Source organism: Umezakia ovalisporum Ak1311, assembly GCF_029891685.1.
In the GTDB taxonomy this organism is placed as follows: Bacteria; Cyanobacteriota; Cyanobacteriia; order Cyanobacteriales; family Nostocaceae; genus Umezakia; species Umezakia ovalisporum.
Window position 1 is genome coordinate 83,024 of sequence record NZ_JANQDJ010000041.1, and the last position, 21,456, is coordinate 104,479.

The 21,456-nt window shown below is 42.4% G+C and carries 16 protein-coding genes and 1 tRNA gene; 9 read left to right on the forward strand and 8 right to left on the reverse strand.

Going from position 1 to position 21,456, the window contains the following annotated elements; genetic code table 11:
- Positions 1-5: 5 nt before the first annotated feature.
- Entirely contained in the window at positions 6-3,539 is a 3,534-nt protein-coding gene (locus tag NWP25_RS06510; RefSeq protein ID WP_280699038.1) for an ATP-binding response regulator, read from the forward strand.
- 75 nt (positions 3,540-3,614) lie between these two features.
- Here the strand turns inward: NWP25_RS06510 and NWP25_RS06515 are convergent, their stop codons facing one another.
- Positions 3,615-5,432, reverse strand: a complete 1,818-nt coding sequence (locus NWP25_RS06515) for an ArnT family glycosyltransferase (RefSeq protein WP_280699040.1) — start codon at positions 5,430-5,432, stop codon at positions 3,615-3,617.
- A gap of 104 nt (positions 5,433-5,536) precedes the next feature.
- Positions 5,537-6,154: a hypothetical protein gene (locus NWP25_RS06520; RefSeq protein ID WP_280651498.1), complete on the reverse strand. Its 618-nt coding sequence runs from the start codon at positions 6,152-6,154 to the stop codon at positions 5,537-5,539.
- Between the two features lie 550 nt (positions 6,155-6,704).
- Here NWP25_RS06520 and NWP25_RS06525 point away from each other — a divergent pair.
- Complete coding sequence (locus tag NWP25_RS06525; RefSeq protein WP_280651497.1) at positions 6,705-7,037, forward strand: DUF565 domain-containing protein; 333 nt, start codon at positions 6,705-6,707, stop codon at positions 7,035-7,037.
- 2 nt (positions 7,038-7,039) lie between these two features.
- Positions 7,040-7,978: a glycerate kinase gene (locus tag NWP25_RS06530; RefSeq protein ID WP_280699042.1), complete on the forward strand. Its 939-nt coding sequence runs from the start codon at positions 7,040-7,042 to the stop codon at positions 7,976-7,978.
- 67 nt (positions 7,979-8,045) lie between these two features.
- Here the strand turns inward: NWP25_RS06530 and NWP25_RS06535 are convergent, their stop codons facing one another.
- Complete coding sequence (locus NWP25_RS06535) at positions 8,046-9,500, reverse strand: protein adenylyltransferase SelO family protein (RefSeq protein ID WP_280699044.1); 1,455 nt, start codon at positions 9,498-9,500, stop codon at positions 8,046-8,048.
- Between the two features lie 144 nt (positions 9,501-9,644).
- Between NWP25_RS06535 and NWP25_RS06540 the strand changes: the two genes are divergently transcribed.
- Positions 9,645-10,865 carry an anhydro-N-acetylmuramic acid kinase gene (locus NWP25_RS06540; protein ID WP_280651494.1) on the forward strand — a complete coding sequence of 407 codons (1,221 nt, stop codon included), beginning with the start codon at positions 9,645-9,647 and terminating at the stop codon, positions 10,863-10,865.
- A gap of 427 nt (positions 10,866-11,292) precedes the next feature.
- Here the strand turns inward: NWP25_RS06540 and NWP25_RS06545 are convergent, their stop codons facing one another.
- The 5 genes from NWP25_RS06545 to NWP25_RS06565 all read right to left on the reverse strand — a co-directional run bounded on the left by NWP25_RS06545 (position 11,293) and on the right by NWP25_RS06565 (position 17,947).
- Entirely contained in the window at positions 11,293-11,490 is a 198-nt protein-coding gene (locus NWP25_RS06545; protein ID WP_280651493.1) for an NblA/ycf18 family protein, read from the reverse strand.
- Positions 11,491-12,075: 585 nt separating this feature from the next.
- Positions 12,076-12,816, reverse strand: a complete 741-nt coding sequence (locus tag NWP25_RS06550) for a Stp1/IreP family PP2C-type Ser/Thr phosphatase (protein ID WP_280692328.1) — start codon at positions 12,814-12,816, stop codon at positions 12,076-12,078.
- A gap of 15 nt (positions 12,817-12,831) precedes the next feature.
- Complete coding sequence (locus NWP25_RS06555) at positions 12,832-14,517, reverse strand: ABC1 kinase family protein (RefSeq protein ID WP_280651491.1); 1,686 nt, start codon at positions 14,515-14,517, stop codon at positions 12,832-12,834.
- A gap of 107 nt (positions 14,518-14,624) precedes the next feature.
- Positions 14,625-14,945 (reverse strand): DUF6825 family protein, encoded by a 321-nt coding sequence (locus NWP25_RS06560; protein WP_280651490.1) that lies wholly within the window; start codon positions 14,943-14,945, stop codon positions 14,625-14,627.
- 305 nt (positions 14,946-15,250) lie between these two features.
- Positions 15,251-17,947, reverse strand: coding sequence for a CBS domain-containing protein (locus NWP25_RS06565; RefSeq protein ID WP_280699077.1), 2,697 nt, complete (start codon positions 17,945-17,947; stop codon positions 15,251-15,253).
- A gap of 410 nt (positions 17,948-18,357) precedes the next feature.
- On the opposite strand from NWP25_RS06565, the gene psbZ reads away from it, so the two are divergent.
- The 5 genes from psbZ (at position 18,358) to NWP25_RS06590 (ending at position 21,391) form a co-directional block, all read left to right on the forward strand.
- Complete coding sequence (psbZ, locus tag NWP25_RS06570; RefSeq protein WP_280651489.1) at positions 18,358-18,546, forward strand: photosystem II reaction center protein PsbZ; 189 nt, start codon at positions 18,358-18,360, stop codon at positions 18,544-18,546.
- Between the two features lie 168 nt (positions 18,547-18,714).
- On the forward strand, positions 18,715-19,293 hold the full coding sequence (ribH, locus tag NWP25_RS06575; RefSeq protein ID WP_280651488.1) for a 6,7-dimethyl-8-ribityllumazine synthase: 579 nt from the start codon (positions 18,715-18,717) through the stop codon (positions 19,291-19,293).
- A 100-nt stretch (positions 19,294-19,393) separates the two neighbouring features.
- Positions 19,394-19,465, forward strand: a tRNA-Gly gene (locus NWP25_RS06580).
- Between the two features lie 248 nt (positions 19,466-19,713).
- Positions 19,714-20,121 carry a hypothetical protein gene (locus NWP25_RS06585; protein WP_280651487.1) on the forward strand — a complete coding sequence of 136 codons (408 nt, stop codon included), beginning with the start codon at positions 19,714-19,716 and terminating at the stop codon, positions 20,119-20,121.
- A 4-nt stretch (positions 20,122-20,125) separates the two neighbouring features.
- Positions 20,126-21,391 (forward strand): glutamate-5-semialdehyde dehydrogenase, encoded by a 1,266-nt coding sequence (locus NWP25_RS06590; protein ID WP_280651486.1) that lies wholly within the window; start codon positions 20,126-20,128, stop codon positions 21,389-21,391.
- The last annotated feature ends 65 nt before the right edge of the window (positions 21,392-21,456 follow it).

Consider the following 21,456-nt stretch of genomic DNA (forward strand, 5'->3'; position numbering starts at 1 on the left):
TCCTTATGTCAATGCTACAGTACCCGCTTTATGACTTTCTCGCAACCGTACCCAACTGCGTAGAAACAAGTACCCTGGCTATAGTGCTGGGGATATTTGAGCAAGAACAGTGCGATCGCTTGGTGATAGTAAATCAGCAACAGTGCCCTTTGGGATTGGTGCAATCTGCTCGCTTAACACAAAAACTATTGGTAGCATCCAGTGGTCATGAAATGTTGGATTGGCACCAGCCGCTGTCCAAGTGGGATCAAAGCATCATAGAACCACTCAAGACATTACCTGCAAGTTATTGTGTAGAGCAATTAGAGTTACTTTTACGTTACCAATTGGAATTTAGCGGATCTGAACATCAGATTCTAAGGAACAATAACTTAGAGTGGGCGCTGATTGATGCAGATGGCAAATTCCTGGGATTGCTTAACAGCGCAAGTCTGTTAAGAGCCTTGGCTAAGGAAAAATTGGCAATCAATACTAGGAAAAATAGATACTCTCCGGCTGTCAAGAGAACGGCTAAAAATATTTCCCCAGATAATCTTAACACTTCCAGAAAAAGAGCCAAAACTCACAGGCAAATTGACTTATTAGGCATGGGGCGATGTCCTTCTAACAGTACCGGGGAATCCCAAAGAATAAATCAACGTCAACCAGCACAGAAATCACTGGTGCAGTTATTGGAATTATTGCCTTGGCCGTTAATGCTGCAAACTGGAACAGGTGAAGTGGTAGCAAAAAATCCGGCTTGGTGGCAGCAATTAGGAGCATTGAAAGATCCAGAGGCCATCCGACAACAAGTAGAAGCAATACTGGCCTCAGCCCAGACGAAAACGGCTACAGAATACGCCAGCCAACAAGGAAGTAGATTTTATTCTCATGGTGAGGGGGGTAATGCCCGCCAGGGGCAATCTATACCACTACGGTCTAAGTTAGGCCTGCCCCCAAGAATATCTTCTCCACCGCCAATGGACAATGTATATAAACAGCCAATAGCCACAACGGCTACATCCAATCGCTGCTTTTTGGATAGTCAGATGGGTACTTGTACTTGTGTTGTGGAGGTGCAAAGTGGTCAGGAGCGAATTTGGCAATTTGCCAAGATTTCCTTGGATAATCAGAAGTCAGAACTACTGTTGCGGGAAATATTGGCTGGAGAATTTACCTTTGAGCAAACTGGGGAAAATCTCAAGACAGAACAAAATCATGACCTATGGTTAGTATTAGCCACTGATGTTACGGAACAGCAGCAGATATGTAAAGAACTAGCGGCGAAAAATGCTGATTTGATTCAACTAAATCGATTAAAGGATGAATTTTTAGCTTGTATCAGTCATGAACTGAAAACCCCCCTAACTGCTGTTTTGGGACTATCAAGGTTGCTGGTGGATCAGCAGTTGGGTACACTCAACGAGCGCCAAGCCCGTTATGCAGGACTAATTCACCAAAGCGGAAGGCATTTAATGAGTGTGGTCAATGATATTTTAGATTTGACTCGGATGGAAACAGGACAGATGGATTTAGCCCTGGTACCTGTGAAAATTCGGACGGTGTGCGATCGCGCCCTGGCGGAAGCAAAAGCAATCCACACTCAAACTACCAAGGCTTCCGCTTCAGCAAACCCAACAGAAAATGCTATTCCTGATTTTACCCTCTTTGTTGAGCCAGGCTTAGACCAGATGGTGGCGGATGAATTGCGCTTGCGTCAGATGTTAGTACACTTACTGTCCAATGCCTTTAAGTTCACAGAAAACTCTGGGGAAATTGGTTTGCGGGTTAGTCGTTGGGAAGGTTGGGTTGCCTTTACAGTGTGGGATACAGGTATTGGCATTCCTGAACATCAGCAACATTTAATTTTCCAAAAATTTCAACAGTTGGAAAATCCCCTGACGCGGCAATTTGAAGGAACTGGTTTGGGGTTGGTGTTAACTAGGGCTTTGGCTCGTCTTCATGGAGGTGATGTTAGCTTTTTATCTCGTGAAGGCAAGGGTAGCCAATTTACGTTACTGCTACCACCAAGTCCACCGCCCACTGGTTTAACAAGTACTGATATGGGAATGAGAGCAGATGGTAAAATCCCAGTTTCTGAAACACGAGAGGTTACAAGTTCAGCACGTAGCCCCATGACGACAATTGCCCAACATCAACCTACTAGCTCACAAAGGTTAGTCCTGGTGGTGGAAGCTGTGGCTGGATATATCGAAGATTTAACTGATCAGCTCAAGGGTTTAGGTTATCGGGTGGTGATTGCTCGTTCGGGAACAGAAGCAGTAGAAAAAGCCCGACGCTTGCAACCAAAAGCTATCTTCTTAAATCCACTATTACCTTTACTTTCGGGTTGGGATGTGTTGACTTTATTGAAATCTGATGCTGCTACTAGGCACATTCCTGTGATGGTGACAGCGACGGGGGCTGAAAAAGATCAAGCATTTGCTTATGGGTCTGATGGTTTTCTCAATTTGCCAGTTAAGCACCAGGATTTAGTACCATTGTTAGAAAACTTAGTTACTCAACTAGCAATTGGGCACTCGGGGTTAGAAAATCAGCACATCACAGTAACTAGAACTCCACTGCGAATTTTGAGGTTGGTAGAACATAATTTACAGTCAATTGACCCCCATCCTTCCCTGCGAGAACATCGGGTAATAGAGGTAGATGATTTAGATCAGGCTGAACTTTTAGCACGGGTTTGGAAGTTTGATGTAATTTTATTAGATGCGAAAGGTTCTGTTGCTCAAACTTATCTAGAACAGTTAATTCAACATCCCACATTGGCTAATATTCCATTGGTGACTTGCGATGTAGCAACTACTTTAGCGGCTTCCCAAATATCTGGTTTGTCAGTGTTTCCTTATTTAACATCTCTCTCTAGAGAGGAAAAAAACTTGACCCAGCAAACAGATCCTTTGTTATCTGTGTTGCAAATTGCTTCTGGTGTTTGTTGCCCACCAAGTATCCTTGTGGTGGATTTGACGATGCTGGATGATTTGCCACGGACGCGGTTCAAAAAGGTGAAAGATGCGACGGTAAAACAATCTTCCCTGAATAATGAGATTACTGAGCGGGGGTCTGAGTGGTTCCAGGCTTTAATTCAGTATTTACAGACTGCTGGTTTAAAAGCTGCAATGGGGCGTTGTTGGACTGAGGTGTTACAACAAATTCGTCACCAAAGTGTTGATTTACTGCTGATTTGTTTGGGAGATTCTTCTGTGGATCAGGAGGTGCTAGGGAAATTGAAGGTTTTGGCGGATTTACCTGAGGATTTGCCCCCAATCTTGGTAATTGATGAGAAATTAAATCACACTGTGACTTGTTCTCTGTCGGAGGGTTCTCCAGTGGAAAATGTTATGAGTGAGTTGGCGCAGTTTGTGTTGAGCATAGGGTCTCGTCAAGCTTTGGGGAAATCCCGTCCCTTACCGGGTAGTGTCTCGGTGAGGAAAACAGAGGAAACTAATGCTCAGATTTTGCCTCGTTCTATATCAATGGAGGATTTATTGACTCAGATCAATCAAGCTTTGGGTGTAAGAAGGCCTGGAGAATTTAGTTAAAAAATTGAAGATGCAACATTTAAGAGTGTTAAAAATAGCGAAATTGAAGCCCAGAAAAAAATAATCACGTCTGTATCAAACCAATTTGTTGATTTTTTTCCAGGAAACTCGAATTAACTGATAAGTTTTTTTTGTGTATAAGATGTCGTATGTATCGGGCTGTAAGTCCATTTTTACAAAGGCTTTGGGTTCAGCGAGGATAAGTATTGACGCTGGCTGTGTTGGCTGAAAAGTAAGATTTTTAATGTGCTCTACAGCATCTTTGGTGAGTTTAATATAATTTACTTGTTGTTGGGTGTAAAAGACTACGCTCGGTTTTTTGAAACCTACCATAACTAATTCTTCGTCTGGTTGTTTTGCTTTGACTATGAGAGCAGATAATTCTCTTAAGGGTTGTTGACGTTGCTGATCCATCAAAAATAAAGCTGGCATTAAGACAATTATTAAAAATAGTGTAAATAATAGTAAATTGACATTGATAATATTTTGCCAACGGCGATTAATAATCAAGGCGGCCATGATTAGCGCACCCAAGAACCAAATTAATCCCCCTAGTGTTGGTAAGCCTGCTTTTTGAATCAGTGCCGGAAAGTCGGGTGCAACTGAATTATTATTGATGAGGTGAATAATGTGAAATAGTGCTGCTGCTAGTACTGTGGCAAGGATGACATTTATCCAAGCACTGAGTTTGAAAGAAAAGGACACAGAGGATTTATCTTGGTTGTTGGGGCCGAAAAAGTCGCTCCATAACAGCGCTACTAAAATAGCTGCTGCTGGCATTAAAGGTAGTACATAGCTGGGAAGCTTCGTGATTGCAATGCTGAAAAAGCCAAAGATGCTAATTAACCAGATGCAGGCAAATAAACTAAATTGTTGAGAGCGTGTTTGGGATATCCAGTGCGATGGCTGGCAAATTTTCTGTTTAGCTATTGCTAGGGGTAAATACACAGAGTAGGGGGCAAAACCGAGGAGAATTACTACAAAATAGAAATACCAAGGGGCTGAGTGACCATTAACTACTTCTGTGAAACGTTCGATATTGTGATAGCCAAAAAAAGAATCAATATAATTCCAACCATTACGCCAAGTTACTAGGATATACCAGGGGGCTGATAAAGCGAAAACAATCAGCATACCCGTGAGGATACGCATTTCTTTTAGTACTTCTCGGAGCTTGCCGACATAAATGATAAATGCGCCGATAATGAGTATGGGCAAAACAAGTCCTACAGGCCCTTTGGTTAAAATCCCTCCAGCAATTAGTACATAACAAGCTAAATACCACTTGTTGGGGAATGGGGACGAAAAAGATTCTGGCTTTTGTTCATTCTTACCTGCATAGCCCAGAAAAAAACATAATAACGCTGATGCGATGCACCCGGTCAGCATCATGTCAGAGACACCGATTCTTCCCCAGACAATCATCTCAGGATTGAGTGCTAGCATAGCCCCTGCAACTAAAGCTGTTAAGTTGCCTTGAGCGGGGTGTGCCAGTTGTTCTGATTGGTTTTTTTGAGCACAATACCAGTGTACACTGTAAAAAGTTAAACCAATGATTCCCGCAGATGCGATGGCTGAAGGTAAGCGCACCGACCATTCGTTCACTCCGATAATTGAGTAGGCCATGGCTTGACACCAGTAAATTAAAGCTGGTTTATCAAAACGAGTTGCGCCGTTAAAAACCGGAGTGATCCAATCACCTGTTACCAACATTTGCCGGGAAGCTTCAGCAAATAATGGTTCTGTTTCATCAATCAAACCCACACTGCCCAAATTCCACCCATAAGCCAGCCAACTAATCAGAATTAGTATACTTACGGCAAAAACCGGACTTTTCGCTAGATTGTGGTACCAGTGGTTAACAATACCAGAAACACTCAGTTTTATCCTCATGGGTCATTAGTTATCAGTTAACAGTCATAACTAGTGAATAGTCGTTGACTGACTATATTTTGTTCTGCTATCAAGAATGGGAAATTTATTAATTGTCCCTTTCGTCAAGGACTCAGTACCAATAACCATTCTTGATTTTCGCTGTTCCATTGAGGCAAAGAGGTTTCCCCAACAACATATGGGCCCCAGTAACGCCGAGAACCGTCTTGTGCGAAGGCAACTATAATATCTCCATTTTCCAGTTTGAGATTTCCATCAGGCAAGGATAAAATCAACCCTTTTTCACTACCTTCTTGGGGATCAAAATCCCAATGAGCCGGAAGATGATAATTAGTTTGAGTGCCGGGGTTTTTCACCCGGGGTTGTCGTGCTAGTAAGGCCAGGCGCACAGGCTGATCTGTTTGATTACTGATTCGTAAAGTTCTCTGACTCTGGGCATCAGCATTTGAGTGTTGACCCTGTGTCAAAATGTGAGTGTCATTGATTCCAATTTTATTGGTTTGGTTATTTGCTGGAATTAAGTCAGTAGAAGGAAGTGTTTGATCTGGGAGTGGTGGTGCAGAAGTTGCATCCGGATTTAATGTATCAGAACTCACTGGCAAAGATGTATCGGAATCTACTGACTCAAAAGATACACTTATCTCCCAGCATCCTATCATTAACCCAAGCAACCCCAAAGCACAAACTGTAATAGCAGCGTTACGATATAGTTTAGATTTCATATTGATAATGGTTAGCAATAATATTTTATTTTGCCTAGGCTTAACCAAATATTAGCCTGTTATTTGAATGTTAACTCGATATTTTGCTAGTGGCTGATTCTAGCTTCTTGTAGCCTCAGAAGATGCAATGTATAGGAAGTACCATGTTTAGCAGAGCAGTTCGGCATAAATAATTACATTAATTGTCAAGTAAAAAATAGATAAAAAAGCTTGTTCTTGTTAACAAGAATGATAATCAAGGAAAAATGTAAAATATTATACGAAAGCTATAAATCCGTTTGTAGAAACGCAAACAGCAGCTTTTGAGAATGATGTAGTGTGAGTAACAGGGTGTTTTTCCTTATGTTCTGGGCATGACTGGGGAAATTCCTGTATATATATTAATATTTTTTAGTCAGTTTAACTAACAAGAGGGGAATTTCACCTTTTTTTTGCGTCTCAATTTGCCTACCATTCAGAATGTCAAGTTGCTGCTTTGATCTCAAACATAGTCTTGTTAGGATGAAAACTGGCAAAATGTTACCATTTCGCAAAAGTACCTAGGTAATTAATGCAAAACACTCGTCTCACTAACTTATTCGATTCCATTGCTATCCGTTTGGGGCAATGGTTTTTAAATCCTTGGCGACGTTTATCGTTACTGTTGATTAGTTTCTTTTTTGGTTTTTTTCTGGGAACAGCAATTTCCACTATAGCTGGACAAAGAGGTCTGTTAGATATTGTGATGGCCGGCATTTTAGTTGTATTGACAGAGGTGACTAGCAGAGTATTTTATGGTCGGAGGTTGTTGTCTAAGCAAGTGCTTTTGATCGAATCGCTAAATGTTCTCAAAGTCGGTTTTATCTATAGTATGTTTGTCGAATCCTTTAAACTTGGTTCATAATTATGGATTCTTGGGCTAGTGATGCGGATACAACAAAAGCAGGTTTACTCAACCCTATCCTGGCAAATTTTAACCGATTATGTCAAACTAACCTGAATAAACCACCAGAACAAATTTTGGCGGTGTTCTCAGACCTGTGGCTACCACTGAGTATAAAGTTAGCATCACATCGCCAAGGATTGGGACGACCGCTCATTCAGGGAATTTTAGGTGGACAAGGTACGGGTAAAACTACAATGTGCCAGGTTCTAAGTTTGATCCTGGAGGAAATAGGGTTTCGTACTTTGAGTTTATCTTTAGATGACTTGTATAAAACTTATAGCCATCGCTTGGTTTTAACTCAACAAGACCCCAGGCTGATTTGGCGCGGACCCCCAGGAACCCATGATATAGATTTAGGTTTAAAGGTATTAGATCAAATTCGTCAGGGTAAAAGTCCAGTTATTGTTCCCCGCTTTGATAAATCTCTATACAACGGTGCAGGCGATCGCACCAGTCCAGAAATTGTCAAAGACATTGATATTGTCCTGTTTGAAGGATGGTTTGTGGGGGTGCGACCAATTGACTCCAACGTATTTAATTATGCACTACCACCAATTATCACAGATGAAGAGAAGAACTTTGCTCGTGATATGAATCGGCGACTGAGTGATTATTTGCCACTGTGGGAACGATTAGACAGTTTAATAGTCCTATACCCCACTGATTATCGTTGTTCAATGGCATGGCGTAAACAAGCAGAACGACAAATGATCGCTGCTGGTAAATCAGGAATGTCTGATTCACAAGTTGAGGAATTTGTCAATTATTTTTGGCGATCGCTACACCCAGAATTGTTCATTACCCCCTTGGTGAAATCGCCTAAAGGCGTTGATTTAGTGATTTCAATTAAACCTGATCACAGCATGAGTTTAGTTGACGGCAAATCATCAATCAATTAGTATAAATTTCAAGTGTTGAAAATATGTAATGAGCATACAGACAAAAAGTGACAAGAGCCTTGTGATACTATCTTTTTGACTGAATTTTTTTGAGTAAATCGTGAAAAGGTTGCCAATTATCTTCTTGGACAATAGGTTCCCAAACTGATTCAATAATGGGTCTTAATAATGCTGTTTGGGGATTGTGATGAGTAAGGGTTTGGGCAATTATATCCATACGTCCAGGTGGAAAAGAATTGAGAATTTTATGATACAGTAGACACCAATTCTCGAAAATTTTTGCTGGTGATATTGGGAGAATATTGGAACCGTTGAGGACAAAGGCGGGGTCTTCTCGCCATTTGGAAGCAAAAGTACGGGCTATTTCCCAGAAAAACAGGTGATAACCAACTTGGCTATCTTCTAAGAATTGAATAGTTAAATTTAACAGTTCATTTGCTTCTGGTAGCTGAAACTCCTCAAAGCCCAACTTTTTCAACATTAACGAGCGGTATTTACCTTGGTAATAATGATTAAATTTTGCTAATTCTGACTCCATTTCGGTTTTGTCAATAATTGCCTTTAATGGCTCCTGGAGCATTTCTAAATTCCACTGACAAATACTTGGTTGGTGACTATAACAGTAGCGTCTATAGTAGTCAAAATAAGCAGCGGTAAAGTATGGATCATAAGTAGGAATAAATGCATAAGGTCCATAGTCAAAACTTTCGCCTGTAATTGACATATTGTCAGTATTCAGCACTGCATGACAAAAGCCAGCGGCCATCCACTGGGCTGCTAGTTGTGCTACGCGTTGGACTAATTCGGCATAAAAGAAAATGTATTTATTTTTTTCTAGGATTAAATGAGGATAATAATTCTCAATTACGTGGTCTAAAAGTTTCTTGGTTAAATCTGGTCGTTGCAAATAATGCAATCGTTCAAAAGTGCCAAAACGTATATGAGAACTGTTGAATCTGACCATTACAGATGAGCGAGTGGGGGAAGGTTCATCACCACGCCAAAGAGATAAACCAGTTTCAATCATTGTCAAACAGCGAGAGGTACGTACTCCCAATTGATGTAATGCTTCTGCTGCTAGAACTTCTCGCACTCCGCCTTTGAGTGTGAGCATCCCATCACCACCGCGAGAGTAGGGTGTTTTGCCAGAACCTTTTGTGCCTAAATCATACAATTCACCATTAGTACCACGTACTTGTCCGTAGAGAAACCCTCTACCATCACCCAAGTGAGGATTATATTCCCCAAACTGATAGCCGTGGTAACGCAATGCTAAAAATGGTTTGCGTCCCTGGAATTTCCCAAAGGCATTGATAAAATCTTCGTCTCTAACTGTTTGGGGGTCTAGTCCTAAAGGAGGTAGCAGTGCATCATTGCGCCAGCGTAAAGTATTCCGGGGAAAATCTGCCGCCATCACTTCGTCGTAGTAATCATCACCCAAGGATGCCAATGCTGGTTCATAGTTCAGGGTGAGAAAAGGATTGTCAAAATTTTGGTCGTTGGGAGTTTCAGCCAGATTCATCACCAGGAAAGCTCATTGATTGTTCTTTTCATCCTACCGTCGCCAGCGGGGAGTTTGAACTCAATTGCAGGAAAATCGCTATTTATTTTTTTACAGTAAGATAAGTTGAATAAACTGTTACCAACCACAAAATTATCTCTGCCAATGTTTCAGATTCAAAAAGTTACCGTACCTGTTCGCGTTATCGGTTTAATTAGTGGTACTTCCGTAGATGGTATTGATGCTGCTTTGGTAGAGATTACTGGTAGTGATTTAGATTTGAAGGTTTCGTTCCTAGCAGGGGAAACCTATCCCTACACTCCGGAATTAAGAAAAAAAATTTTGGCCATTGGGGCAGGCGTTCCCATTTCCATGGCAGAATTAGCACAAATGGATGATGCCATTGCCATTGCTTTTGCTCAAGCTGCTCAAAATATCCAAATTGGTCACGAGGTTGCAACTTTGATTGGTTCCCACGGTCAAACTGTTTATCATCGACCACCTCTAAAAGAAGGTCAAAATTTCCAGGATTTTAATTTTGCCCACTCTCTAGGTTATAGCCTGCAATTAGGTCGCGGAGCTTTGATTGCTCATCTTACGGGAATTACAACTGTAAGTAATTTTCGTGTGGGCGATATCAATGTTGGTGGTCATGGTGCGCCTCTTGTACCGAGGGTAGATGCTTTTTTATTAAGTGATTCTGTTTTAGGGCGTTGTATTCAGAATATTGGTGGAATTGGCAATGTTACTTACATTCCCCCTCGTGGTGATGAATGGCTGACAAAAATTCGTGGTTGGGATACCGGACCAGGAAATAGTTTATTGGATTTGGCAGTACAACATTTGACTGATGGTGCTAGGTCCTATGATGAAAATGGGAATTGGGCAGCTAGTGGTGTTCCTTGGGCTTCCTTAGTGGAACAATGGCTCAAGCAAGATTATTTTCATCTACCCCCCCCTAAATCTACGGGTCGTGAATTATTTGGTGTGGCTTACCTGGATCAGTGTTTGCGAGATGCAGCACCGTACCAACTCAGCCCTGCTGACCTACTAGCCACACTCACAGAACTAACAGTTGCCTCTATTGCTCATAGTTATCAAACTTTTTTGCCCCAAATGCCTCAGCAGGTGTTACTGTGTGGTGGTGGCAGTCGTAATCTGTATTTAAAAGAAAGGTTACAGTTGTTGTTGCCATCGGTGCAAGTTTTGACTACAGATCAAGTGGGCTTGAATGCAGATTTTAAAGAGGCTATCGCCTTTGCGGTTTTAGCTTACTGGCGACAACTTGGCCTTGCTGCTAACTTACCTGCTGTGACTGGGGCACCTCGTGAAATACCTTTGGGAGAAGTTCATTTAACAAGAACTGAGGAAAAGCACATCATCTGATGTTGTGTGGAGAAATGTAAAACTTTGTTAAGAAGGATATATATCTACTTGTAAGTTTGATTTATAAAAAATATAATGCTTATCAGTGGGAGTTGCAGGGAGTTGCAAAACTTCATTGAAAAACCTGCAAGGCTCAAGAAAAGAGTGGAACAGAGGTTAGTTTATCGATTCCACAGAGGGCTTAACGTTAAGAATGTGAGCCCTTGTTGCTGTGTGAAAGTCCAATAAATTCTCAATATAAACTTGCTCAACAATGGGCAGTGATTCTACCAAAGAGCGAGGGTGGCTGTGTACATAACTTTAGCTTTAACCTAGAATTGCTGGTGGTGAGTTGTTAGTTGAAGTTGACGCCCCAGCATCCCCAGCTCCTTTCCTTCTTGGAACCGAGCAAGAGAAGGAGGTCGTCCACCGCGACACACAAGCTCATCTATGCCGGAGTGGAACCTGAATCTAAGCCCCACTGGTGCTTGAGCAGCTCTTGATAGGTTGCTTCCCGCACCATCATCTGCTCATAAAGCTTGACCAAAAAATCCTTAGCTTGGTCGTGGCTCATGTGTTGTACTTGGGTAGCAAAGGAGCGGATGCTAAATTGCTGTTCTAAAGATAGTTGGATGGGTTGGTTCATAATAAACTCCTAGAAAAACAACGCTTAAAATCTATGTCGATTACACAATTCCCAAAGGTACAAAATTTGGGTGAGTGTTCTTCGTACAATTGAACTTCTATATTAAGAAAGATAACAATTGTTTGACGAATTGCCCACATCCTTATGGGTAGGATTCTGGTTTTGTTATTTTGTAGTTCAACCAACTGATGTATAGCTAAGGTTTACCTCCCACTCGTTTCCAAGTCTTCTGTCAGGAGTTTTGATATAGGGGTAGGAAGGCTCAGGTAATGTGGGTGTATTTTATTAGCCACATATGATTGGGTAGAAGAAGTCAATGAATCAAACTGTGTAATGTTAACCTCCGTTAGGTAAGTTTGGAGGTTAAGAGTATTTGTATCAAGTTGTCAACAGGAAAAATGCTCAGGCTGAACAAATTGTTGAAGATTTGGTATAAATAGGAAAAATATGGTCGAATATATGCAGTGAAAAAATGTTGATTCGCAATTTTGGACTTTAAATTCGCAGTTGTTGTTGGAAAGCAATTTCATGTCAGTGGAACCTATGGGCTTTTGAGTAGTTAAAATCCAAAATTGCATATCCGAACTATGGTGGAGTGTTTTCTTCTACGGAGATAATGACGACGGTAATGTTATCGTGTCCACCTTGGTTTTTGGCGGATTCAATCAGAGAAACAGAAGCTTTTTCCAATATGGGAAAGTTACCAAGGTGTGCAGCAATATTCTGATTGGTCAGTTCTTCAGTTAAACCATCACTACATAGAAGTAGGCGATCGCCTGTTTTGATGTCAATTTCTTGCACCTCAACTTGACATAAATCTTCCCTACCTAAACATCGGGATAATACATGGCGGAAGGGGTGATTGCGGGCTTCCTCTTCGGTGATATCACCTATTTTAATAGCCCTAGCTACCCATGTATCATCTTCGGTGATTTGTTGTAATTTCCCCTCCCGAAACCGATAGAGCCGAGAATCACCAACGTGAGCGCACCAAGGAGAATCTGGTGAGCGAAAAATCACGGCGACCACGGTAGTACCCATATCAGCACCTTCAGGATGTTTTTGCTGCTCGTTGAGGATGGCTGCATTGGCTTTTTCGAGGGCATTTTCTAGCAATTTTTGACTTGATTCACTACTATCCCAGTGAGACCCCAGAAAAGCTGCAATTTCTTCCGTGGCGGTGTGACTTGCTTGCTCACCTCCTGCATGACCACCCATACCATCAGCAACAATAAAAAATCGTCCATGGGGGTCGATATAGTAAGCATCCTGGTTATTAGAACGAACAAGTCCCGGATCAGTAATACCGACGAATTTTAGTTTCATAACTTTTGACGAAAATTAATACATTCGGTCATAACGGTCGAGGCGTGATAGCAAGCGAATCAGCAGAACCGAGACTAGGGCTGCAATTAAACCGGCTAAAACGGCTAACCATACATAACTATTCACCAATAAAATTGTGGCAGAAAGAGTAAATCCGCTGATAATTAGAGCGTAGCTTGTGCCGATTTGAACATTGCTTTGCCTTCGTAGCAGACGCTCAGTTTCTATTGAACGGACGCGCACGCGCATATCTCCGCGTTCTAATTTTTCTAGTGTATCCTCTAATCTCCGAGGGAGGCCAAATGCAGTTGTGCTGACTTGAACTGCTTGGCGACTTAATTCATTGATAAAGCTATTATTATCGGAACCATTCATATTTGTTATGAGTTGCATTGCATATGGTTGGGCAACTTCCATAAAGTTAAATTCTGGATCTAAGCCTTTGCCTACCCCTTCTAGAGTAGAAAATGCTCGCATTACGAAAGTGAAGGTTGCAGGAAACCTAAATGGTTGATTGTAAGCTAATTCGTACAGATCGTCACTGATTGCGGCCACAGATTGATTTTCAAAAGGCTGATCCATGAAATGGTCTAGCATATACTGGATGGAACGGCGCACAGGTCCCATATCATCTGTAGGTGCGATGGCTCCTAAATTGATGAGAGACTGTACAACGCGATCGCCATCTTTTTGAGCAATGCCAAACAAAGTTTCCATCAATCCTTCACGGACATTGGATTGAATTCGCCCCATCATACCGAAGTCGTAGAAGATTAAATCCCCATTAGGACTTACGGCAATATTGCCTGGATGGGGATCGGCATGAAAAAAGCCATTATTGAGCAACTGCAACAAGTAAGCTTGGGCGCCTTGACGGGCTAGGACTTTGCGATCTAAACCTGCGGCTTCTAAAGCTTCGTATTGGCTAATTTTAATTCCGGGGAGATATTCTAAAGTTAAGACCTTAGGAGAAGCGTAACGCCAGTAAACCCTGGGGACCTTTACCCAGTCATAGCCGCGAAAGTTACGGCGAAATGTATCAGCATTACGACCTTCATTGAGATAATCAATTTCTTCCCAAAGAATACGGCAACACTCTTCATAAATCCCTAGCCAATCTCGCCCCCGTCCCCACTGGGGGTGGTTTTGGAAGTAGCGGGTGATGCCTTTGAGAACTTGTAAATCGATTTCAAATAACCTCTTTAGTCCAGGACGTTGTACTTTGACAACAACTGCTTCCCCGGTGTACAGCACAGCTTTGTGTACTTGGCCTAAACTAGCAGCCGCCAGGGGGATAGGTTCAAAACTTTGGAATAAATCGGGAATTTTTTTGCCTAGCTCTTGCTCAATTGTCGCTTCTACTTGCTCATAGCCAAAGGCCGGCACTTTGTCCTGTAACTTTGCCAGTTCTTCAACATATTCGCTGGGGAATATGTCAGCACGGGTAGAAAACAACTGCCCGACTTTAATAAAGGTTGGCCCTAAGTCCAGCAATGTATTACGAATCCAAACGGCTTGAGTTTTGCGTCTTGCAAGTTGCTTGGCCTCTGTCATTCCACCCGCATAACTCCAAGATTTGTTGTAACGCCAAAGCTTGAACGTTAAGGTCAAGACAAAAGACCAAATGTCAACAAACCGCCTTCTACTAGAGTAGTTTTCCCGATTCCAACGGTATGCCTGATCTGAATAACCTGTTTCCATATTTTTTTTGTACCGTTGGTTTTTAACCAAAACAGTTCGATGAAAAGACACTCTGAATCCTAAACTTTTTGCTATTAAGCGTAATGTGTCATGAATAATCAGGAAATTTACACAGAACTGCTACGATAACGTTGCAGTTCATTTCGCAAGAGGGCGATTTCTGCTCTTAGTTCATCGATTGTTGCTTGCAAGTCAACAGCATCAGAACTAGAAGAGTCAGCAGTAGAGGTACCTTGACCCGCAGCCTCTGCTGCCCGATTTGACCGTTCTATGACTTCTTGTGTGAACTGGCGCATTTGCTCTCTTGCTTCGGCATCAAATTTGCCCAAATCGCTCAAAGCGTCGGTGATGGCCACCTCTAAGCGCTCATTGATTACTTCAGCCACAGCTCTGCCTAGGAAAAAGGCTTGTACAAAGGGGTTACTCATAAATTTTTGTTACGTTGCTCCGCAAAAGAATTATAACTTGCTTGCCTGGTTTGCCGCTTCTGCTGGGAAGCTAGAGATTCAAAGCTCAAGAAACTATCATAGTTTGGGTCAATTACTGTACAGTAGCGTATGTACTCTCAAAAAAAATTGTATTTTTATACATCGTGCCAGAGGAAAAGTTCTTGATTGACTTTCTGAAATAATCATCGCCATCGCTAATCTCGCTAACTCAGCCCTAGTGAAACAGATGTGCTTTGTGAAGGTCTTCTTATTTGAAGAGAAAATCTCCTAGCTGTTAACGTAGCTTACTTGGGGTAATGGTTGGTTAAAAACTCCTCAGCCTCAGTTGGATTTTCAATCACTTTATCTAAGGTAGCAGCGAGTAAATCGTCTAAAATTTGCCGATATTGTGGACCTGGTTTGTAGCCTAATTTTTTTAAATCATTACCATTGAGTATAGGCTGGACATTGGCTAAATCTTTCAAGTAATGGCATATTTGCCGTCTCAGTGCTGGGGGGCTGGGTAAAGCAATTAAAATCAGCATAGGTAAATCATACTGTCGTAGCAACTGCACTATTTGACTAGGACGCTGACAAGTTGGTAATAATTCCACTACCTTTGTTTGGGCTTGATGCAAGTTTTGTAACCGTTTAATGCCATCTTCTGGTAGATGCAGATTTCTAGCTACTTTCTGGCGATACTGTGGTTCTAAGTGGGCAATTAAGGCTTCTAGGCGCATTTCCCAGTGGCTGAGGGTTTCTTGGGGGTCAAATCGTCGTAAACAGCGTTCTAACAATCGCAGTTGATGTAAAAGTGATTCATCCAGATTGAGTCGGGGATGGATGCACTGCAAAGCTCCTAACTTATTGAGTAATTGTAAAGCTGGTTGCCAATTAGTCCCTTGGAGGATGTATTTTAATTCCGCTTTCAGTCGGGTTTGTAGCCCTGGGGTTTTGATATTTGTTTGAGCAGTGCGATGGTAAACGCCACTGTTAATGGCATAGTGAATAAATTCTTGGGTTTGTGATTCAATGGCAAATCCAAGGCGCACAGCAAACCGTACACCGCGATAAATGCGGGTAGGGTCTTCAATAAAGCTGTTGGGGTGTAAAACTCGAATTTGCTTGGCTTGTAAGTCTAGTAAACCGCCGAAGAAATCTAGTAATTCTCCCGGACGGGGAGAGGTAAGGCGAAGGGCGAGGGCGTTGATGGTAAAGTCACGGCGATATAGGTCTTGACGAATGGAACTAGCTTCAACTTCAGGATTTGCAGCTGGGTAAGGATAAAATTCTGTCCTAGCGGTGGCAATATCCATCCATAATGAATCTAGTTCTGGGTCTTTGTGCCACAGTAAGGCAGCAGTTTGAAAAGCACCATGAATTTCTAACCGCGCCTGGGAATAAATTTCTTGGAGTGCTTTTGCTAGTTCTACTCCAGCACCAACATCTGCTGCTTGGTGAAAGCCATCAACTACAAGGTCTAGATCTGTAATCATTAATGTTCCTGTAGCTGATTCGGCTAACAGCAAGTCTCGCACTGCACCACCTACTAAATAAAGGTGCCAACCTCGTTTTTCCGCTTCTTGGGATGCTATGGTAAGTAGTTGCCATAGTTGTGGGGCTAGGCGATTTTGTAACTCGGTATTAAAGTCGATTTTCAATTTTGAATCTTGAATTTTGCGGTTTTTTTCCTCTTTAGCTTGATGTAATTCCCGCAATACATCAGTACGGGTGACAATTCCCACTAATTGCCCGTTGTCTAATACTGGTAAGCGTCCAATATCATAAGTTACCATAAGGGTTTCAATCTCTGGCAGTATGGTATCTGGTGTGATTGTTTTAACTTTAGTTGTCATGTAGCCTTTCACTGGCCCATGACTAAATCCGTGGTGTAGAGCAATATCTATATCCCGTCGGGAAATAATTCCCACAAGTTGTCCTTGGTCATCCACTACAGATAAACCAGAGTGTCCATAGCGTAATAAAATGCTCTGTGCCTGGGCAATTGTGGTCTGGGGGCGAATGGTGCGGACTGGGGAGGACATTAAGTCTCTGGCTGTGGGAGGATGAGGAATTGCAGCTTTGATGGCGTCTAGGAGTTGTTGTAATGTTTGCTGTGTGTCTACTTGGCGTAAACTCAAGGATGCTGCTTGGGAATGTCCACCACCGCCGAATATTTGAAATAAGAGGTTGAGATTGATACCGGAAATTTGCGTTCGCCCGATGATTGTTAAACGTGAGTCAGCTTCTTTATGGGTGTATTCATTGGCCAATAGTAAGGCGTCTAATTCTGTTAATTCTACGAGTTGTGAAGCTAAACTAGATAACCCTGGCACAAAATCATCTGTTTTCAGTGTTACCCAACCAATGGTATATCCGCGTAAATAAAAATATTCTAATTTTTCCAGTGCTACTGTTAATAGCTGCTGTAGTTGAGGAGATAAACCGGGATCAAGATAGGTGGAAATTACCGATGAACTCACTCCTTGTTCCATTAACCAAGCTAAGGCGAAGGCATCTCTGGGTGTGGCACTGTCAAATGTTAATGAACCTGTATCAACATGAATGCCCAATGCCATGACCGTGGCTTGAGATAAAGTCAGGGGAATTTCCTGTTTTTGTAATTGTTCCACCATTAATGTTGTACAGGCTCCCACTGGTTCAATATGAGATTCTGTGACGGGAATATTTAACTCTTGACTTAAGTGATGGTCATAAACTATGATTTCCTTTATATTGGGTAAGTTTAACCATTCGGCAGCTTTACCGAGGCGATGTCGCCTTTGTGTATCCACTACTGTCAAAGAGCGAATTTGGTGGGGATTCACTGAACGTCTCTCAATGATGGGATACTCATTTCGGTGCAGGGCTAAAAAATCTCTGACAGGTGGGTGTGCGCCACCACTTAGTACAATCTTGCTGCCTGGACGTAGGCTGGCTAGTCCGACTGCCGCAGCTAATGTGTCAAAGTCTGCGGTTGTGTGACAAAGAATTAAATCCATATTCATTAGTCCTTGGTGTGAACTACTCCAACTCATGGGAGGCTTTGGTTGCACCTTCTGTACTCCCTGGGAAATTCCCCAGGTGGGAGTTCATCCCCATGTTTGGTCTTAGCTCTCTTCCTACAGTAGAGAGGGCTGAACCATCCCCCTTGAGCATCTTAATGTCCTCGGTTCTGATGTTTTGGGGTGGGGTGTTCAATTTATTCACTTGATTTAGACACTATTGTAGAATTAAATCGTACCGTGGGACACACGGAATCTCAAGCTTGTGGACAGAACAACTTCTGTTTAAGTGAGGAAACTCCTGTTAGTAAGTTGGCTGGATGAAACAAGAATCCCACATGCTTCCATCTGTGGGAGTGTCAAGATGTTCTATATTTAGTATTTGCGCTAGTTTGAGAGAAGGAAAAATGACCATAGTATTTCAATCCGCTTTGATATCTTTAGTTCTCACGTCCTTTGTATTGGTAGTTGGGGTTCCTGTGGTCTATGCTACCCCACAAAATTGGGTGGAATCTAAAAAATTTCTCTGGCTTGGTTCTGGAGTTTGGATTGCTTTGGTGCTTTTAGTCGGTATATTAAACTTTTTTGTAGTTTAGGCCATCGCTGGAACCTATTGAAAATAGCATAGCGACCAGAGGGGCAGAAGAGCCAAGAACAAGATTGTCCTGTTCTCTTGTTCTATTTACCCAAATGTGCTCTCCTGCTCTTCGGCATTTAAATAAGAAATGTATATTGACCAGAGTATAGTTGATTAAGAGGCAGTGATGGCAGTTTTTGAGGGAACTTTTGTTCAAAGCGAACCGTTGCGGTTAGCAGTGGTTATTGGTCGATTCAACGACCTTGTTACTGGGAAGCTGCTGGAGGGTTGTCAAGATTGCTTGAAACGTCACGGCGTAGACCCAGACCCCTACGGTAGTCAGGTAGATTATGTTTGGGTTCCAGGAAGTTTTGAGGTACCTCTGGTAGCCCGCCAACTAGCACTTTCTCATCGTTATGATGCTGTAATTTGTCTGGGTGCCGTCATTAGGGGACAAACACCTCATTTTGATTATGTATCTTCTGAAGTTTCTAAAGGCATTGCCGCGGCTAGCTTTCAAACTGGTGTACCGGTGATTTTTGGCATTTTGACGGTGGATACCATGCAGCAAGCCTTAGAACGAGCAGGAATTAAAGGTAATCATGGCTGGGACTACGCTATGAATGCCTTAGAAATGGCTAGCCTGATGCGGCAATTGCGCTCTAGTCTCACAGACTCATACCCCCACAATGGACAGTCTTTGCCAGCATCTTTTCCTGGTAAAAAGTTAGGCAATTTAACCGCAGAGTCAGAAGAGCTAGGCTGAAGCTGTGGCTGTGTGCTGAGTCCCACAACTCAGCACCGAATCAAAATTGGGGGTTGACAAATTAAAATATATCTGGGAATATAGAAGTTGTGTTGAAGTTGCGGGTATAGCTCAGTGGTAGAGCGTCACCTTGCCAAGGTGAATGTCGCGCGTTCGAATCGCGTTACCCGCTTAAGAAATTACGAAGTTGAAGATGATGTAACTCCGGGAAATGTCGAGGGAAACTGGTGTTTTTTTGTTTGGGAAAGAAGCCGTTTCCTCATTTGAAATGGGTGTACTAAACTGGATTAAGTCTAGCTATTCTCACGGCATTGTCATGGGGGAAGGCAGGATTTTTCTCATGAGAAACCCAACCCCAAGGTATTGAGGTACGGTGTGCTCGGAAAAGATAAAAAATACGCTCAAGTTACTATAACGCTTGTGCCATCTCAAAAACCAGAAAAAATAGAGTTGAATAGGGAATATCCTTGTCCCTGCCGACGCAAAGGACAGCTAATTCCCATTACACTAACAGAGGCATTCGGTTGCGATCGCTGTCAACAAATCTTTGTAGTAGAAGATAATGGTCATGTCCTAGAACAACTTTCAACCACCTATCCCTACAAGCGAGCCTGGCATTGGATAGGAAACAGTTGGCGGGTGGTACCGACTCAGTTGGGAGACAGCTATCTAACTGTAGCGCTAGGCATTATTTTCGTGTTAGTGATTATATGGTTACCATTAGCACTGCGATTGGCAAATAGTTCAAGCCTAATTGCTTGGGCTATAGTAGCGGTGCTGTTGGCTATTCTGCCAGCGCTGATGGTCTGGCTTACTTACAGACGTTAATTCAATGACCGTTGAAGTTGTAGATGATTCCCCCGAACCAATTACTAGCGCTAAACGCGCTTATCAAGCTGGGCTCAAGTTAGGGTTAACCAAGGGAGTAGACCGTAGTCGCGCTGTATTAGCAATGGCACAGGCGCTTTCAAATTCCTTTGATGATATTTTGGAAGCCAATACTTTGGACTTAGAAGCCAGTAAAGAAATGGCTGTGCCAGAGTTAATTTTAGATTGGTTGAAGCTGACTCCCACTAGGCTAGAAGCAGCAGTAGAAATTCTGGAAAGGTTGGGGGAAATTTCCGATCCCTTACGGCGAGTTAGAAACGCTGACTATCAACTAGAAGATTCCCAAAGTTACACCCAGTTAATGCCCTTGGGAGTAATTGGATTTGTGTATGAAGCTTTTCCTGATTTAGGAGCGATCGCAGCTGGTTTATGTATTAAAACTGGTAATAGTATCATACTTAAAGGTAGTACAGAAGCGAGTCATTCTAACGAAGCGATGGCCAATGTCCTGCAAAGCGCCATAGAAGAAGTTGGTTTACCGCCGGGTTGTGTAGAACTAATTACAGCAGAACATGGTGCTTCCCTGAGAGACTTAGTCACCCAAGACAAGTACATCAATTTAATCATGCCCTACGGACGTTCCAGCTTAGTCCACCAGGTCATGCGACAATCAACTTGCCCAGTCTTAAAATTAGTTATGGGTAACTGTTACCTTTACTGCTCACTGAATAGTAGCTTAGACATGATACGGTGGATGATTATCGACAGCCATGAGAGTGAACCAGACCCGGTAAATGCCATTGAAAAAGTATTAATTCACCGTCAAGCTTTGCCATCATCATTAGCAGTTCTGTGGAACAGCTTAAAAGAAAAAGGCTTTGAAATCAAAGGAGATGAAGAGCTGGTAGAGGCTTTTCCCCATTTACAGCTAGTCAAGGCCAATGAATGGGGAAATTCCTATTTAACTAGGACAGTAGCCTTTAAACTGGTAGATAGTTTAGAAGATGCCATCGCCTGGATCAATCAATACAGTAGCGGTCATGCAGACTGCATTGTCACAGACTCCTATCAAGAAAGTCGGCAATTTGCCTCAGGAGTAAATAGCGCCTCCACCTACATTAACGCTTCCCCCCGGTTTTCTCGTAACCCTTGCCGCGGAGATTCAGTATTTCTAGGTATGTCCAACCAAAAAGGACACCGCCGTGGCTTTGTTAGCTTAGAAACCTTAACCACTGTTAAGCACATAGTCCAAGGCAATGGAAGATTTTAGGATTTTAGCCATCCATCGCCCAGAAATAAACTTATGCGTACCTTTGCGTAGACCTTACGCTCCTT

What these genes read in the sequence shown, in the direction of transcription:
- NWP25_RS06510 (WP_280699038.1), top strand. Translation starts at nt 6, where the DNA reads ATGTCAATGCTACAGTACCCGCTTTATGACTTTCTCGCAACCGTACCC.
- NWP25_RS06515 (WP_280699040.1), bottom strand. Translation starts at nt 5,432, where the DNA reads ATGAGGATAAAACTGAGTGTTTCTGGTATTGTTAACCACTGGTACCAC.
- NWP25_RS06520 (WP_280651498.1), bottom strand. Translation starts at nt 6,154, where the DNA reads ATGAAATCTAAACTATATCGTAACGCTGCTATTACAGTTTGTGCTTTG.
- NWP25_RS06525 (WP_280651497.1), top strand. Translation starts at nt 6,705, where the DNA reads ATGCAAAACACTCGTCTCACTAACTTATTCGATTCCATTGCTATCCGT.
- NWP25_RS06530 (WP_280699042.1), top strand. Translation starts at nt 7,040, where the DNA reads ATGGATTCTTGGGCTAGTGATGCGGATACAACAAAAGCAGGTTTACTC.
- NWP25_RS06535 (WP_280699044.1), bottom strand. Translation starts at nt 9,500, where the DNA reads ATGAATCTGGCTGAAACTCCCAACGACCAAAATTTTGACAATCCTTTT.
- NWP25_RS06540 (WP_280651494.1), top strand. Translation starts at nt 9,645, where the DNA reads ATGTTTCAGATTCAAAAAGTTACCGTACCTGTTCGCGTTATCGGTTTA.
- NWP25_RS06545 (WP_280651493.1), bottom strand. Translation starts at nt 11,490, where the DNA reads ATGAACCAACCCATCCAACTATCTTTAGAACAGCAATTTAGCATCCGC.
- NWP25_RS06550 (WP_280692328.1), bottom strand. Translation starts at nt 12,816, where the DNA reads ATGAAACTAAAATTCGTCGGTATTACTGATCCGGGACTTGTTCGTTCT.
- NWP25_RS06555 (WP_280651491.1), bottom strand. Translation starts at nt 14,517, where the DNA reads ATGGAAACAGGTTATTCAGATCAGGCATACCGTTGGAATCGGGAAAAC.
- NWP25_RS06560 (WP_280651490.1), bottom strand. Translation starts at nt 14,945, where the DNA reads ATGAGTAACCCCTTTGTACAAGCCTTTTTCCTAGGCAGAGCTGTGGCT.
- NWP25_RS06565 (WP_280699077.1), bottom strand. Translation starts at nt 17,947, where the DNA reads ATGGATTTAATTCTTTGTCACACAACCGCAGACTTTGACACATTAGCT.
- psbZ (WP_280651489.1), top strand. Translation starts at nt 18,358, where the DNA reads ATGACCATAGTATTTCAATCCGCTTTGATATCTTTAGTTCTCACGTCC.
- ribH (WP_280651488.1), top strand. Translation starts at nt 18,715, where the DNA reads ATGGCAGTTTTTGAGGGAACTTTTGTTCAAAGCGAACCGTTGCGGTTA.
- NWP25_RS06590 (WP_280651486.1), top strand. Translation starts at nt 20,126, where the DNA reads ATGACCGTTGAAGTTGTAGATGATTCCCCCGAACCAATTACTAGCGCT.